We start from the raw sequence: 15695 nt of genomic DNA, 5'->3' as shown, positions 1-15695 counted from the left end.
GCGGCCGCGGCGTGCTCTCGGCGGTGTCGGCCGACGGGCGCGTGAAGCAGCGCCTGACCGTCTCGGCGGGCGACGTGCGCGAGCCGGCGTGGGGGCCGTTTACGAACTGAACCGCAAAGGAGCAATCGTCATGCGAGTCATCGTCACCGCCGCCCTGCTGGCGGCAGCGCTTGCCGGATGCAGCAGCACGCCGGGCGAGGAGCAGTCGCCCGCCGGCGTGGAAGAGCGCCAGCCCGGCGCCGCCGCTTCCGCGCCCGCCGCGAAGCCGCAGCCGGTGAAGCCCGGCGCGGTCGCGCGCGTGGACCTGACCGCGGGCAAGCCGCAGGCGCCGAGCCCGCTCAAGGATCCGGCGAGCATCCTGTCGCGGCGCTCGATCTACTTCGATTACGACAGGTACGACATCAAGGACGAATACCGGCCGCTCATCGAGGCGCACGCAAGATACCTGCGCGAGCACCCGGAGGCGAAGATGCTGATCCAGGGCAACGCCGACGAGCGCGGCAGCCGCGAGTACAACGTCGGCCTCGGCCAGCGCCGCTCCGACGCCGTGAAGCGCATGCTGATGCTGCTCGGGGCAAAGGAGGCGCAGGTCGAGTCGGTGAGCCTGGGCGAGGAAAAGCCGGTCTGCACCGAGTCGAACGAGGCGTGCTGGGCGAAGAACCGGCGCGGCGACATCCTGTATCAGGGCGAGTACTGAGGGCCGCTTGAAGCGTCAGCTCGCCGTCGCAGCCGCCGCCGCCGCGCTCGCGCTGCCGGCGTCCGCGCAGGGGCTGTTCGACGACAACGTCGCGCGCCAGCGCATCGCCGAGCTGCGCAAGCAGGTGGAGGCGGCGAACCAGGCGTTCGAGGAGCGGCTGGCGAAGCTGGAGGACCGCTCGGCGCTGATGGAGCTGGCCGGGCAGATCGAGGCGCTGCGCGCCGAGATCGCGCGGCTGCGCGGGCAGATCGAGGTGATGCAGCATCAGGCGGAAACCGCCGAGCGGCGCGGCAAGGACCTGTATCTCGACATTGACACCCGCCTGAGAAAGCTGGAGCAGGCGCGCGAGCAGGCCGCGGCGCAGGCGGAAAAGCCACCGGCCGAGACCTCGCCCACCGCGGCGGAGACCAAGGCCTACGAGGCGGCGCTCAACCAGTTCAAGCTCGGCAACTACGCGCTCGCGATCTCGGCGTTTCAGGGGTTTCTCGTCACCTACCCGGCGTCGAAGCTGGCGCCCTCGGCCCAGTACTGGATCGGCAACGCGCATTTCGCGCAGCGCGACTACAAGCAGGCGATCGCCGCGCAGCAGAAGGTGCTCTCGGCATGGCCCGAGGACGCCAAGGCGCCCGATGCCATGCTCAATATCGCCTCCTCGCAGGACGCGATGGGCGACCGGCGCGGCGCGCAGAAGACGCTGCAGGACCTCGTCGCGCGCTACCCGGACAGCCCGGCGGCGGCGAGCGCGCGCCAGCGCCTGCAGGCCCTCGGACAGGCGCCGGCAAAACGCTGAAGCGCGCGGTCGTCCTGCTCTCCGGCGGCCTCGATTCCGCGGCGACGCTCGCGTGGGCGCGGCGCGAAGGATTCGAGTGCTGGTGCCTTTCCGTGGACTACGGCCAGCGCCACGGGGCCGAGCTTGCGGCGGCGGCGCGCATCGCGCGGCGGCTGGGCGCACGCGAGCACCGCATCGTGCGGCTCGACCTTGCGCAGTTCGGCGGCTCGGCGCTCACCGACCGCGCGATCGAAGTCCCGGTGTCGGGTGTTCAGCCCGGGATCCCGGTGACCTACGTTCCGGCGCGCAACACGATTTTCCTTTCCCTCGCGCTCGCCTGGGCCGAGGTGCTCGGGGCGCGGCACATCTTCATCGGCGCGAACGCGGTGGACTATTCCGGCTACCCGGACTGCCGCCCGGAGTATCTGCGCGCCTTCGAGGCGATGGCGAACCTCGCCACCAAGGCGGCGCTGGAGGGGCGCCGGATCGAAGTGCGCGCGCCGCTCGTGGATCTGCCCAAGGCCGAGATCGTGCGGCTTGCGGTGGCGTTCGGCGTGGATCCGGCCGAGACGGTGACCTGCTACCAGCCCGACGCCGAAGGCCGCGCCTGTGGCCTCTGCGACGCATGCCGCATCCGCAGGAAGGGCTTCGCGCAGGCCGGCATCCCGGACAGCACGCGCTATGCGCCGCGCGGTGCTGGCAATTGAGGGCTGCCGGCTGATAAAATCCGCGCCTTTCCCGGCAGTCGCACGGCGGGTCGTTAGCTCAGCTGGTAGAGCAGCGGACTTTTAATCCGTTGGTCGGCGGTTCGAATCCGCCACGACCTACCAAATTCTTCAAAGTCTTACGTTCGAAAGCCCGCGCAAAACGCGGGCTTTTTTCTTTCCGTGGGCCAATTTTGGGACACTAGTTCAAAGAACTCGAAAAGACTCGAGCGCAATTCGCGCTCGGCAAGCATCAGGATTGCGGCAACACGCTCCCAATTTTTTTGGTTCAACTTATTGAAATCTTCTCGGCTTCTGTGGTTTGCGCTCCTTGCATCTCAACTGCGCTCGCCTCTTCTGACTTATCCATAATAAGTCTTCTTCTTCCGATAGTTAGATCACATTTCCATTGCCAGCCGCAGCACTCTCTCGCTAAATTCAAATCATCAGTCCAAGGGAGTGACGTGCATGGCAGTGATCGAAGCGCGTGGTCGCGGTTACCGCGCCCGAGTACGCATCAAAGGCTTTCCTCCGCAGTCGGCCGCATTTGAACGGCTCACGGATGCGCGACGGTGGGCGCAGCAGACGGAAGCGGCAATCCGGGAAGGTCGGCACTTCAAAACCAGCGAAGCGAAGAAGCACACCGCCGCGGAATTGATCGACCGCTACATCCGGGATGTCATTCCGACGAAGAAGCTCAACAGCCGGGGTACGCAGAAGGCGCAGCTCCTCTGGTGGAAGAAGCAGATCGGCTCGTACCTTCTATGCAACGTAACCCCGGCGTTGCTCGCCGAATGTAAGGATCGTCTGGCGTTTACTGACGAAGAGCGCAAAGTGCCGCGGTCACCCTCCACAGTGGTCCGCTATCTGGCTGTTCTGTCCCACGCCTTCACCACGGCAGTACGCGAGTACGGCTGGATGGACGAGAACCCGATGCGGAAGGTCACCAAGCCGAAAGAACCCCGCGGTCGGGTGCGGTTTCTAAGCGATGACGAGCGAGCCCGCCTCCTCGAAGCCTGCCGCTCCTCGCGTTGCCCCTATCTGTACGCAGTGGTCGTCTTAGCGCTTTCGACCGGCATGCGCCACGGCGAGATCATGAACCTGCGCTGGAGTGACGTGGACCTACTGAAGGGCCGGATAATCCTCCACGACACGAAGAACGGTGAACGGCGCAACGTGCCGCTGACAGGGCACGCTCACTATGAGATGGAGAAACTCTCGAAGGTTCGGAGGATTGACACGGCCCTCGTCTTTCCGAACACGAACGTCGGCGAGAAGGCGAGGCCGTACGAAATCCGGAAGAGTTGGAATACCGCCTTGAAGAAGGCGGAGATAGAGGATTTTCGCTTTCACGATCTGAGACACTCTACGGCAAGCTACTTGGCGATGAACGGTGCGAGCCTTAGCGAGATCGCGGAAGTCCTCGGGCACAGGACCCTGCAAATGGTGAAACGCTACGCACACCTCTCCGAGGCGCACACCGCGAGGGTTGTTCGAGCCATGAACGACCGCTTGTTCGGCGACGGTAGTGCGGTGTCGAATGGGCCCGTGCAATTAATTGCAACCGTCAAGTAGCATGCTGGGTGTGGTTAGCGTGACGCAATGGAAAGCCCTCTACCCAATTGGAGAAAAGAAGTAGAGTACCCGAAGGATCTCCCGGCGGAAGGCTGGGCTTGGGAATTCCTTCGGCGGAACAGGCAGTACCAGGACCAATGGGATATGTATGTGGCGCGCGCCGGGGCGCTGTCGAAAAAACACAAGCTTCCGCCGCAGCTCCTGCCTAATTCCGGGATGGGCAAGGATTGGGGGTTGGAGGAAATATCCAATCCGGCGATCGCGTGGCTGGAGTTTCCGGACTCAGAATCTCGACCGAGATTCGTAAATCAGCACATCGTTGGCTATGTAGTAGGAGACTTCGACGATGATGTTCATCTTGCTGTCTCTGAATTCCAGCTGCCTGCTTTCCAGCGTGACGTTGCCGTAATTCAGATCGACCTTCGGAAGTCGGTCGACGGGCAATTCGAAAAGCTCTTACCTATCCTTGAGGCACGGCGGCAACATTTTATTGCCGACAACCTCGTTGAGCCGCTGCCCAGGACCGGCGCGAACATGGGTTCCTATACCGACCTCCTGAGAATTTTCGACGCCTATCGGGCGAAGGAGTCTGAAGAGAACCTCAATAACAGTGAGATTGCCAATCGTATCTACGGGGTGGGAAAGGGATCCGCCGAGGCAATCGCCAGAAGGTATGCCGTAGCCGCCCGCTACGTGAACAAGAAAGACTACCTTCGTTTGCTCCTTTAGCGCGTAGGACCTGTTAAGTCCCATTGCGCCTCACATATGGCCGGAAAGCCTGCTTCCGCCCACATGGTGGAACGAGCGCCAACTTACTAGTCTTCGCTCCTCAGTCGTCTTTCGATGGAGCGAGACAATGAGTACTGCAGTCCAGCCGGCCCGGAAGGCTGTTGCCTTAGCCTATCCAGAGCCAGACGTCCGGTCCCTTCCTACAGGGGTCTCAGCCTTAACACAGGCCCCACTAAAGGTTACGGTCAAAGGGCTTGTTCAACTGCCCGAATGGAAGGGCGTTTTCACCGAGAGCGCCGTCCGAGCGCTGATCGATAAGTCCAAAACACGGCTAAGCAGCCGAGGCGTCGTCCGAGGTAATGGCCTTATCGAGGCTGGTGCCGTCATTCGGCTGGGCAGAAAGGTGTTGATCGACGTTAACAAGTTCAGGGCGTGGGTGGAAGGTCATCGCGTCAGCCAAATTACCGAATAGGGAGAGCAACTATGCAACTACACCGCGAAAGTTCACTAAGGCTTGCCAACACGGTAGTGGAGGCCGACGCCTTCAGCAGATTGGCACGGCGTTGGCGCTCGACCTACGTCTTACTTCTCAAGGCCTGGCGCTTCAAGCAATCCGATCTCGAGGATGCGGCCGCCCTGCTGCGTTGCCGCTTGGCTGCCCTAGAAAGGGTGCGTGCGCAGAGTGCCGATGTCGATTTTGCTGTAAGCGAACCAATAGACGAGCTTTGGATGCTTTTCCTTGGTGACGCTACGCCGGGTACGCGAATGTGGAAGGAGGCCTGGAGGGCCGAACCGCGCATACAGCGACTAACCATTGCCGACCTATTAGTGGCTTTCGCATCCGCCAAGCTCGATGCGACGGTCGAGGTGCTTACGCGTCCAATATCGCGCAGTGCCTCCGAAGTGTTGAAGCCCGAATTCGCTTTGGCATTAGCTGCGGGACATCTCGATGCGGCAGAAGAAGCGTTAAAGCTGGCTAGGGGCCTCGTAAACACGCCCGGCCCGTCCAAAAAGTAACCGGGAGCTTGACGGCTCTAAGTAGACGGTAAGCGGTAAGGAAGAGGTAGGAGAGAGAGAGTGAGTAGGGATAGAAGAAGAGTAGGGGATGTACACAGTATCTATAGATCGGATAGGACTAGTAATGCCTATCGTCGACAAGGAGATGCACGGCCACTTCTGTGGCCTCTTTAGCGAGATGAAGGGCGAACCTGGATACACGTATTGGAAGACGAAATACCAGACGAATGTGCGCATCCCGTTATCGGAACAGGCGAAGCTCGGCATGCAGGTGGGCATTTCCCATCACAAGCCGTATGTGCGGTTCGATTTCAAGCCAGCGGACTTAGGACCCACTGAGTGGGAGCAGATGCACATGCACCTCGGATACATGCTGGAGTACGGCTACGCCTCCGTACTTGCTGAGTCCCACGTTACTTACCTTGAGATTGCAATTGATTGCACTGGCATTAACTGGAAGGAGCATTTCACCTTCGACGGGCAGCTTCGAAACTCTGGGTGGTATCCGGATTACTACCACCCCTGTCCGACCGGTTACCTTGGACGGCGAGGAAGCAATCGGGTCATTCGGGGATACGACCGCGTTGCCCGTCTAAAGGCCCTTGGGAAGGCGGTTGGGACCGAGCCGATCACGCGGATAGAAGCGTCTCTCAGAAAGTTAGGTCGCAAGGTCCCTGCATTGCCCTCTGTGGAGAACCCCTTCAAGAGCGTAGGCGTCTGTCGGTTCGCAGATGCTGAGGCGCAGTCCTCCGACAAAGGATGGAAGCAATTCCTCCAACACTGCCGCTACATCGGTGCGTGTGAAGCGATGCAGCTCGCCGGCGCGGCCAAGAAGAAATACCTAGCTCGTCTTAGCAGTGTCGGATGCGACTGGTGGTCACCGATAAGCATTTGGGCCTTGTATCCGGAAGCGCTGAAGGCACTGCACGGTTAGTTAGACCTTCCAACTTGATTAACTGCACGAACATGACTACAAAAGCATTGGAAATGGCGGAACACCAAAGAGCGATTGAGGCAGCAGACTACGTCCATGACGCACGGCAGTTAGCCGCCAAATCGCAGTCTCTGTGGCGTCATGACCTTGAACGCTTGGCCGGTGCGCGCACGGAACTTGGAATCTACTTGGAGCTCTTCTGTGCTGACCTGAGCAGCAGTCCTACGTTCTCAAAGATGGCTCGTCTTCCAGGACGGTTCGAATACCTATGGCTGTCGTTCCTCCAAGACGCTGAACCAGGTACACCGGCTTGGGATGAGGCTTTGGACAAAGAGAGTAGCCTTCATGGGCTGAATCTGCCCGACCTATTTACGGTTCTAGCTTCGCTTGAAGCCGAGGATATGGTTTTCCTTCTGTTGAACCATGCTGAGCAATACGGAAGGCAGGAGAAGGACGAGGCTGCGTTCTGGCTGAGGTCAGCGAAGGAAGCGTTAGACAGTGGTCAGAAGGCTGTGGACTTCGTCGAGCGATACTCGAATAAGCAGCTACACGAGCCGGTAATCCCAGCGGCTCCAACTGCACGGTGATTTTGTGCAGCTAACTGCAACGTCCGGCCGACCTTGCTCGTTCGTGAACCGCGGTCAAAGAATCTCGAGGACTCCATGGAATTGAACAGCGGACCGGCATAGTCGTGATGCCTCGGTAGGCGAGCATGCCGGGTTTAAGCAAACAGCGGTTAGGCATCCTCCTCGCGGGGCTGCACATAAAGGATCGCCTCTTGACAGCTAAGCAGGTGGCCGAGAGGCTGAACGTCAAGGAGCAGACGCTAGCGAATTGGCGTTTCCGCGGTGATGAGCGTTTGCCCTGGGTGCGCTATGGGAGGCGAACAATTTTGTATCGTGAGTCAGAAGTAGATCGATTCCTCACTAAGGTGGCGTGACGAACTGCGACCGATTTCGGACCGGAAAGCTTTGCGAAGTAAGTTCTTCACTAGATTGAGAGTAGCTGTTGTAGCGCCCCTCGCATTGGCGCAGAGTTCATTTCAAAAATCGTGATCCCCTTTGGTTGACATAGTCCTAACCACGTGGACCATCCTTAATACAGTTCAATAAAAGGATGCGGTGAGCCAAGGGAAGCGGATAGTTAAAGTCGAGTCCTTTACCACTCCCGGAGTCCGCTACGAAATAGACCTCGATAGACGTACCTGCACCTGCCCCGCGTTTCAGAAGCATCCGTCCCAGCCCTGCAAGCACCTACTGTCGATCGAGGGTCTATTCCCGCAATCGTCAGAGCCTGATCCCAACGAAGCCCTCTCGGCGTTTATCAAGTCGATTCGCCTTCGCCGCACCGGCGATGCGATCACGTGGTTGCTATATCTCTGGCGTATCCCGCAATTCCAAGGACGCGTACAACGTCGTGTTCTGATCGCCGCGGCAGAAGACAACCTTTCGCTTGGCGTGATGGAGCGGGTGGCCGCTTGGTACGGCTCCATTGGCCGGCTTAACCTCCAAGACGCCGCGCGAGAGGTATATCGGATTTGCGCCACCCCGAACTGGTGGGCGCAGCCCGACGGGCATGCCTACATCTTCGCGTGGCTCGATGCGGAGAAGTTGGACGAGCCTGCTGCCGAAACCGACCTTCTAAAGCTCCTTAGAAGGCGTGTGGAAGAAAGAAACGTGGTCGGCGCTCTAAAGACGTTCGGGGCGGCGTATGGGAGTGGTCAGTTAATTCCCGAGCGGCTCGCGGGACTGCTTGGCGAGTTGGCTTCTCGCTCCGGTTCTATTCAGGCAATGAAACTCGCCGCCTTGTACAGCGCGAATCTGCGATCGCTGGGCATGGACTCGAACCTATCCGGTCAAGCTCTCTACGCGATCCTCGTCGCCGAATTCGGCGAGCAGGTCATGCCGAAGGTCGATGACGACAAGGTAGCGGAGTTAATTCATGAAGCACGCGAGCGTCTGGCTGGGAAGCCGGACGTCCCGAATTGGGCACTGGACGGAATCCATACAGGTCGGTATCGGGACCGTCGATTTGCAGGCACGTTGCGCATGATGGCCGGCTGCTGCCGAGCCTATCTTCACTATGGCCGGCTCAATCCCGCAGATCGCTGGCTACCCGACTTTTGGGGAAATGGCGATGTTTGAGCCGCTAGACGATTCCGTGACACCGCCTACCGTTGATAACACTCCATTATCGAAGCCCACGCACGAGGCAAGCGGTGGGACCCAATTGCAATTAATTGCACGGGCCCAGAACGCTCCTAAGGCGGTCCAAGAGCTTCTCCACGCCTCTATTTCGGAAAACACTCGACGTGCCTACCGCTCCGACCTCGCGCATTTCCTCGCTTGGGGCGGGACGATACCTACGCAGCCAGACGTCGTCGCTACATACCTTGCCGAGTGGGCCGGGCGCCTTTCAGTTGCTTCCTTGGCGCGCCGGGTAGCCAGTATTTCAAGGGCGCATACCAGCCAAGGGCTGAAGTCCCCAACCCGTTCGGACCTCGTTACCGGTACGTTGAAGGGCATCCGCCGGACCTACGGCGTAGCCCAGTACCAAGTGACTCCGATCCTCCGGGAGGACCTCCTTGCCATGGTGAGTGATCTATCGGGCACGAAGGGCATTCGGGACCGCGCCCTCTTGCTCCTAGGCTTCGCCGGCGCCTTTCGCCGCTCGGAGCTTGTCGGTCTAGACGTCGAGGACCTCGAGTTTGTAGACCGGGGCGTATTCGTCACCCTGAGGCGCTCCAAGACCGACCAGGAGGGCGCAGGCCGCAAGGTGGCTATCCCCTTCGCCCGCGGGCCGATGTGCCCTGTAAGAGCCACCAAAGCCTGGCTGGAGTACGGGGGCATCACGGAAGGGCCGATCTTTAGAAGCCTCGGCCGCCACGAGGGCATATCAGCAACTCGCCTTTCGAGCGCGGCTGTCGCCGCGGTGGTCAAGCAGCGAGTCCGCCAGATCGGCCTGGACCCGAGCAAGTACTCCGGCCACTCGCTTCGGGCAGGGCTAATCACTTCAGCGGCGAGGCTCGGCGTATCGGTATGGAAGATCAAGGCTCAGTCAGGACACCGGTCTGAGGCCATGGTAAGCCGGTACGTCAGGGACGAGGACCTCTTCAACAACAACGCCGCCGGCGCGGTCCTGTGACGGCCGGGGAGCGCTACGCCAACCTCCCGACTAAAGACCTTCTCGAAAAGCTGCTAGGCGTCCGGCAAACGCGGTCGCTCTATCGAGGTTCTCTCCAGGCGCTTTTCGAAGCCGCAGATACCGAAGCCGACCCATCGATGGAGAAGCTCCTCGTCGCTCGGGAAATCGTAAAGCGGTGGATGACGGAGGAGCTGAAGACCGGCGCCGCGCTTACATCGCCAGGGGCCGTCCGAGATTACCTACGGCTGCTTCTCCGCGATTTGCCGCATGAAGTGTTCTTCTGTTTGTGGCTGGATGCTCAGCACCGGGTCGTCGAAGCGCAGGAAGCCTTCCGTGGGACTCTCACGCAGACGAGCGTCTACCCCAGGGAGGTCGTTAAGTCGGCGCTGGCGGCGAACGCTGCAGCCGTGATTTTTGCCCACAACCACCCTTCAGGCGTTGCCCAGCCAAGTCAAGCCGACGAGCTGCTTACTCGAAATCTTAGGGAAGCCTTGTCGCTGGTGGAGGTGAAGGTACTGGATCACTTTATCGTCGCCGGTAACCAAGCCATCTCGTTCGCCGAACGAGGGCTTCTGTAGGCATGTCTTCGATTTCTTCCCAACCGCAAAAGGAGTATTCGAGATGGATGCAACTCAAGCGCTTGCCGTCGTAAGGTCCTTGGCCAACGGGGTTGACCCGGAATCGGGTGAAATTTTCCCGCCGGAGAGCGCATACCAGCGGCCTCAGATAGTGCGGGCCCTATACGAGGCGGCGGCCGCCCTCGAGCGACAGGAACGCTATGACCGCCGGAAAGCGCAGATGCCAATTAAGACCGGCGAGCCGTGGACCGAGGACGAGGACCGGAAGCTTCTAGCAGCGTTTGACGCCGGGCGTGCCCTACAGGAGCTCGCTGCTGCGCACGAGCGAACGATGGGTGCTGTTCGGGCACGACTGCTGAAGTACGGACGTATCAATGCTTAGGGATCCCGTTTGCAATTAACTGCAAAGCCGGCTTAGCGGCACGGGGGACAGGGAGATCGCACCCATTCGTAGCTATAGATCAACGACCAGGTCGCTTCCGAGACCCCCGGTCCTTCATTCGCCCTTCTACTTGCTCCAAGAAACGCGAGGGAGGGAGGTTTAGGACGGTACATAGCTTAAAAAGCATACGCATACTCGCGCTGCTTTTTCCGAGTTCGAGCAAGCTGATGTAGTTACGCTCGGCACCAGCCTCCAACGCCAGCGCTTCCTGAGACAGACCGCGCTCTCGCCTGAGGTGCCGCAGGACCTCCCCAAACGCCTTTTCCGGCCCCAAAAAGTCCGCTCCCAATAAATGGGGCAAGGGTCGCGGAATGCATGAAATTCGTCTTCACAATATATTGGGCAACCGGTGCATACTTGGGCTAACACAAGCCGGAAGCTGATGATGAACTCCGCAACCATGGTGGCACTTGGATTTGCCCTACTGGCTGGCTGCGCTGGTGCACCAGTCACAAGCGGCGACGCATATCAAGTTCGTCAGATCGGCAGCACTGTGCTCATAGAGCCTGCCGCTACGGTGAGCGCGAGAGCAATCGGCGGAGCGATGCTGGGAACCGCCATAGCAGCACGGCTTCAGTCAAAGCCGATCCCCTTGAAGCCCGGTACCGACTATGCCTGCAACTACCCCGAGATAGCCGTGAAGTTACCGGACGCCTGTCCGAAAAAGGCACCCCATCGCTGAGCGCGGATGCACGCAAACGGCAACGAAGAGGGAATGACATGCCAGAAGAAACGAAGAAGCAACCCAGTCGGAATGGTCACGGTCCAATACATCCCACAGTTAAGCTCATCGGCACAGCATTAGCCGCCGTGGTAGTCCTATATGGACTCTTCGCACTGCTTTCATCGTCGCCCGAAGAGAAGGCACAGCAACAAGCGCGGGATCGTCAGGTCCTAATAGACGCAGAGAAACGGGGAGCGGAGCTATTACAAAAGCGAGGCGATCCTCGCGGTTGGGGGCCAGGTGTCAATTACGATGCCGGACCAAGACCGAACAACGACCAATCGAATGCTGGGCAACCACCGGCGCCTAGGCCGACGGAGGCAAAACCGGCACAACCCGTTCCGCCTACGACCGAACCGGACCCACGCACCATTTTTCAAGCAGGGCAAACGTACGGAAGCGATGAATTAGCAAAGATTATCGATAAGCATTATCCGAAGGCCACGTTCATGCCTAATCAGACCGTGCACGTCACGTCAGCTGGGAAGTCATACGTAATAACGACGCGCAAGTTGCCGGCTGGGTCAGCAATCTATGAGATTGTCTCCGTCCGCGAGCGTTGAAGGCTGACTCACGAAGGATACGTCCGTCTGATCAATTGCCCATAGGCTCCATTTATCTTGCCCGCTAACATCGGCTATCGCCTCGCGAGTACGTAGGCGTGCCGGTCTCGTTGTGCCGGCAAGCGACCTCGAATTCCCGGGCGGCTCTGAGAAATCGAGAGTTCATTGAGTCCTGTGCTTGCCAACAGGTCAACCTCCACCGCGTGCGGAGTTCGAACCGAATCGGTCGCGCTTAAGCCGGAGTCACTGTAGCGCGCCGCGGACGCTTGGTGATCTCGGCGTCAAGTTCAGCGACGCGCGCCTCATAGCCTTTTGGGTCGAGCATCACGTTTACGGGAATGAATGCGTCGCAACGTCCGAGGCACTCATCTTCCGCCCACACCTCCAAGCAGCCGTTGCCGTTCCAGTCCCAAAAGAACCGCTCAATCTCCTTCGTCGCTTCGATGAACTCCGCTGAGCCGTCATCGCTCAGGTTCTCTCCTCCTACCTCGACCTTGAGCCGATAGTTGGGGAAGTCGAGTACCACATACGCGTGATAGCCCTTCTCGTTTGACCTGCATCCGATGGCAATCAGTCCGTCCCCACCTTCGACAGAAGTGAGCTTCATATCCTCAAGCGGCGGATATCTAGGATGCCCCCATATACGGAGGCTTAAGCGCTCCGGCAATTGCACTTCACCGTTAGCCGGCGTTCCGCCCGCCTTCAGAGTCCCGATGAACTCAGGCGTAAAGTACTGCTCGAATCCGCTCAGCTCATAGCGGTGTTCGTGGTAGACGGTTTGCGATGTTTTTATCCCCATTTCCTCGATCGCGATCTCGCCGAGCGTGATAACGAGCGGCAGATCCGCTCGCAGACGGCGCTCGTCTTCGAGATTGTGCGGATCGATAACGGGATTTCGTGGATCGCCCGCGTGCGCGATTGCGCACCGGCACGACTGGTAGATGTACTTGCCGATGTCTTCACCGGCCTTCTGCAACTCGGCAAGGCGCTCCTTCATTCTATGGTGCTTCATCAGCGAAATATGCGCGTTGATCCATGCCATCTGCGCGGCGCCGTGTTGACCGCTCGCAAGGTTAATGATCTTGTAAAAGCTCAGGAAGCTGTACGCGACATGAACATGAGTGAGCGTCGAACCCTCGTGAAAAAGAGCGAGCGCGAGCTTATGGTCCTTGTCGAGGGGCGAGGGCAGGTAGTCGACGTGAAAGTGTGTCGTACTAATCTGCCCGCCCGTCGAGCGTTTGCCCGAACGAAAAATGTGGCTTCCACCGCCCCAACTCTCAACGGCGACTGAACCACCGCTCGACCAGGCGAGCGCGCTAGCAAACTCCAGAATCGCGCGGCGGCATTCGTCGTGATTTCCGCGCGTCGCTATCGCCGGCAGGCTGTCGTCTTCGGGTAGGAGCAGAAACGTGCGGCCTGCATAGTCGACAGTAATCGGCTTCTGCGTCCAGCCGATTGACTGCTGCAGGTTGGCTACGGTCCACGGGCCGGGCTGGCTGCTGTAGACCTTCGCCTCCTCGGTACTCCCGGTGCGTATGTAAGGCGGCTCCATTCTTCCGCTTGCTCGATTTTGGAAAGAGTCTGAGGCAATTGTGCCTATAGAGCCAACGGGTGGCCCCACTACACCGCAAGATGAACCATCCGAGCCGCAGCTCGGTGGGCGCATTGATCCTGGCGGTAGGGGGTAGCGTTCAGCGCGGCGCGCGGTATTGCCGGGTGATACGTGCCCCTGAGACCGAACCACCTTCGGATCTACACTGTCTATCCGTACAGTATGCGGTAACTGAGGATGAGGAACAAGCTACCGCGTACCTAACCAAGTCACTTTAGGGAGAGCTGCGGTGGCAAACAACCTCTTCATTTCGTACGACCTCCACGCGCCGGACAAAAACTACGAGGCTGTCATAAAGACTATCAAGCAACTGGGGAGTTGGGCCAAAGTGCACTACTCGCTGTGGTACGTAAAGTCTGGATACTCGGCATCCCAAGCGTGCGATAGTGTATGGCGCTCGATGGACTCTAACGACCGGCTAATCGTGATGGACGCCTCCAATAACAATGCAGCGTGGCAGAACCTGCCAAAGGACGTGTCCGACTTCCTGAAGGACCAATGGCGAAAATAGTGGCCGCACCCGTACGCTAGGCGGCTCTAGCGCGGGGCCTTCCAGTTGCCGCGGCTTCGCTCACCCCCGCTCCTGGTTCCGCAGCAGGAGCGAATTGGCTTGCAAAGACAAGTAAGTCGGCGTTGATGGCGTCCCGGTCGGGGGCAGCATGCGCTTCACGGTGGCAATTGGGACATAGCGCGACGCAGTTCCAGACGCGGTCGCTCTTTTCTGCCCCCAGGATGTGATGCACATCGAGAAATCCAGCGTACGGTCGCGTTACCCCGCAGTTCAGGCGCTCACATGCTGCTCTACTTCTTGCAAGAACAGCTTGTCGTACCCTCGGGTCGCGCCTCACGCCTGAGGTGATCCTTTGCATCCTTTCGCCGCCGTCGCTGCCAATGTCGCTATAGGGCGTCCCGGCGAGGTCATCAATGGAGTCGTTCATGGGCGCGTTGGCCACTAAGCGCGCGCTCCTCGGTAGGCGGGCTAAGTCGCGAATCCCCGGGTAGTCCCATAGCGCTTTCGCAACGTCTGGCGCTTTGGGGTCCTGAAGCCACACCGTTGGGCTTGCTCCATTCATCGCGTGGTTCTTCATTCGGGCGCCCAATGCGCCAGATCGAATTAGTCCTTCGCTCACATCGCGTTGTCTTATCCAGATTGGAAGTACTGCGTCGATCGGAATCTCCGCAGCGTATTGAATCGCGTTTCCATGGCGCTGGACGAGCAACAAGTGTGTGATGCCGCTTCGTCGCGCATTAGCTAGCTTTCTCTCGATGCTCCCTAGCCAATCATTGTTCTCTATCTTCGCGAGGAGTTGGGCTGCCGAGTAATGGTCTCTAGCTTCCCGCCGGTCGCTGTGTCGCCAGCAAAGCCGAACGGATAAGGCCACCCTATTGCCGCTCTCATCCGTGGCGTGAATGACCTGCGATTGGGTTGCGCCAAAGCTCTTCCGCTCATCTTCCACATTGCTATACCCCCGCTCGAGCAGAAATTGGGGCAGCATGTCGCGAGTTATGCGCTCGGCGGCGAAGCTTTCTTCAGTGCGGAATGATCGCGGCATGAGGGGTCCTTAGTTGGATGCGCCCTACATTCCATTGGGGGTGGCAGGCATCCTAGCAAGGCCCACGTCGGATGCGGAATAAACCCATCGGTCTCGGCTTGGTTATCCGATTTTCGCCCAAGCACGTGCCTGGAAAATCGAGCGTGAAGAGGCACTTGCTTTCAGCTCTAATCAGAACCAATTAGCTTCGCACCGCTGTCAGAAACGCCGCTGAACGTCTGCTTATCGCCCCAGCGGATCATCTCGGGAGAATACGCTCCGGTGGGGAAGGGCTGCACTCCCCGGCGCCTGTTACTCCGTTCCCAAACAGATAACTCTCACTTATCGAAGCCACAGACGAGCTGGGGGCTGCGACCAATTTGCAATTAGCTGCACAGGGTCCAGAACGCCCCTAGACCGGTGCAAGACCTTATCCATGCCTCCATAGCGCAAAACATCCGGCGGGCCTACCGCTCGGACCTGGTCCCACTTTATGGCGTGGGGCGGACGGATCCCAGAGGAGACTGAGCTGGTGGCTACATATCTCGCCGAGTGGGCGGGGCGGCTCGCTGCGGCGTCCCTAACGCGCCGGGGTTGCGAGCATCTCGAGGGCACCTCCCGGGGCCTCAAGTCCCCGACCCGCTCAGACCTCGTTTCGGCGATCTTAAAGGGCAT

The 15695-nt window shown here is 59.5% G+C and carries 14 protein-coding genes and 1 tRNA gene; 13 read left to right on the top strand and 2 right to left on the bottom strand.

The window, feature by feature from the left end:
* The first annotated feature begins 130 nt into the window (after window positions 1-130).
* The 13 genes from pal (at window position 131) to VNM24_07050 (ending at window position 10529) form a co-directional block, all read left to right on the top strand.
* Window positions 131-697 carry a peptidoglycan-associated lipoprotein Pal gene (gene pal, locus VNM24_07110; GenBank protein ID HWQ38368.1) on the top strand — a complete coding sequence of 189 codons (567 nt, stop codon included), beginning with the start codon at window positions 131-133 and terminating at the stop codon, window positions 695-697.
* A 7-nt stretch (window positions 698-704) separates the two neighbouring features.
* Window positions 705-1487: a tol-pal system protein YbgF gene (gene ybgF, locus VNM24_07105; protein ID HWQ38367.1), complete on the top strand. Its 783-nt coding sequence runs from the start codon at window positions 705-707 to the stop codon at window positions 1485-1487.
* The gene (gene queC, locus VNM24_07100; protein ID HWQ38366.1) at window positions 1484-2173 is read left to right on the top strand and encodes a 7-cyano-7-deazaguanine synthase QueC; all 690 of its coding nucleotides are present in this window, start codon (window positions 1484-1486) and stop codon (window positions 2171-2173) included. The genes ybgF and queC overlap by 4 nt, the downstream gene beginning before the upstream one ends.
* A 47-nt stretch (window positions 2174-2220) precedes the next feature.
* Window positions 2221-2296, top strand: a tRNA-Lys gene (locus tag VNM24_07095).
* 342 nt (window positions 2297-2638) lie between these two features.
* Window positions 2639-3745 carry a site-specific integrase gene (locus VNM24_07090; GenBank protein HWQ38365.1) on the top strand — a complete coding sequence of 369 codons (1107 nt, stop codon included), beginning with the start codon at window positions 2639-2641 and terminating at the stop codon, window positions 3743-3745.
* Window positions 3746-3772: 27 nt separating this feature from the next.
* Window positions 3773-4474, top strand: coding sequence for a DUF6499 domain-containing protein (locus VNM24_07085; protein HWQ38364.1), 702 nt, complete (start codon window positions 3773-3775; stop codon window positions 4472-4474).
* Window positions 4475-4957: 483 nt separating this feature from the next.
* Window positions 4958-5491, top strand: coding sequence for a hypothetical protein (locus VNM24_07080; protein HWQ38363.1), 534 nt, complete (start codon window positions 4958-4960; stop codon window positions 5489-5491).
* 88 nt (window positions 5492-5579) lie between these two features.
* Window positions 5580-6425, top strand: a complete 846-nt coding sequence (locus VNM24_07075) for a hypothetical protein (protein ID HWQ38362.1) — start codon at window positions 5580-5582, stop codon at window positions 6423-6425.
* A gap of 32 nt (window positions 6426-6457) precedes the next feature.
* Window positions 6458-7012 (top strand): hypothetical protein, encoded by a 555-nt coding sequence (locus VNM24_07070; GenBank protein ID HWQ38361.1) that lies wholly within the window; start codon window positions 6458-6460, stop codon window positions 7010-7012.
* 534 nt (window positions 7013-7546) lie between these two features.
* A complete protein-coding gene (locus VNM24_07065; protein ID HWQ38360.1) occupies window positions 7547-8569 on the top strand; it encodes an SWIM zinc finger family protein in 1023 nt (340 codons plus the stop codon).
* A gap of 370 nt (window positions 8570-8939) precedes the next feature.
* Complete coding sequence (locus VNM24_07060) at window positions 8940-9569, top strand: site-specific integrase (GenBank protein HWQ38359.1); 630 nt, start codon at window positions 8940-8942, stop codon at window positions 9567-9569.
* A 137-nt stretch (window positions 9570-9706) separates the two neighbouring features.
* Window positions 9707-10147 carry a DNA repair protein RadC gene (radC, locus tag VNM24_07055; protein ID HWQ38358.1) on the top strand — a complete coding sequence of 147 codons (441 nt, stop codon included), beginning with the start codon at window positions 9707-9709 and terminating at the stop codon, window positions 10145-10147.
* Between the two features lie 43 nt (window positions 10148-10190).
* On the top strand, window positions 10191-10529 hold the full coding sequence (locus VNM24_07050) for a hypothetical protein (GenBank protein HWQ38357.1): 339 nt from the start codon (window positions 10191-10193) through the stop codon (window positions 10527-10529).
* Window positions 10530-10608: 79 nt separating this feature from the next.
* On the opposite strand, the gene VNM24_07045 is transcribed toward VNM24_07050, so the two are convergent.
* Window positions 10609-10863, bottom strand: coding sequence for a helix-turn-helix transcriptional regulator (locus VNM24_07045; GenBank protein HWQ38356.1), 255 nt, complete (start codon window positions 10861-10863; stop codon window positions 10609-10611).
* Between the two features lie 1245 nt (window positions 10864-12108).
* Window positions 12109-13428, bottom strand: coding sequence for a methylamine utilization protein MauJ (mauJ, locus tag VNM24_07040; protein ID HWQ38355.1), 1320 nt, complete (start codon window positions 13426-13428; stop codon window positions 12109-12111).
* Between the last annotated feature and the right edge of the window lie 2267 nt (window positions 13429-15695).

This window comes from Burkholderiales bacterium, assembly GCA_035560005.1.
Taxonomy (GTDB): domain Bacteria; phylum Pseudomonadota; class Gammaproteobacteria; order Burkholderiales; family Eutrophovitaceae; genus DASRFY01.
This window is presented reverse-complemented; position numbering and strand designations above follow the sequence as displayed.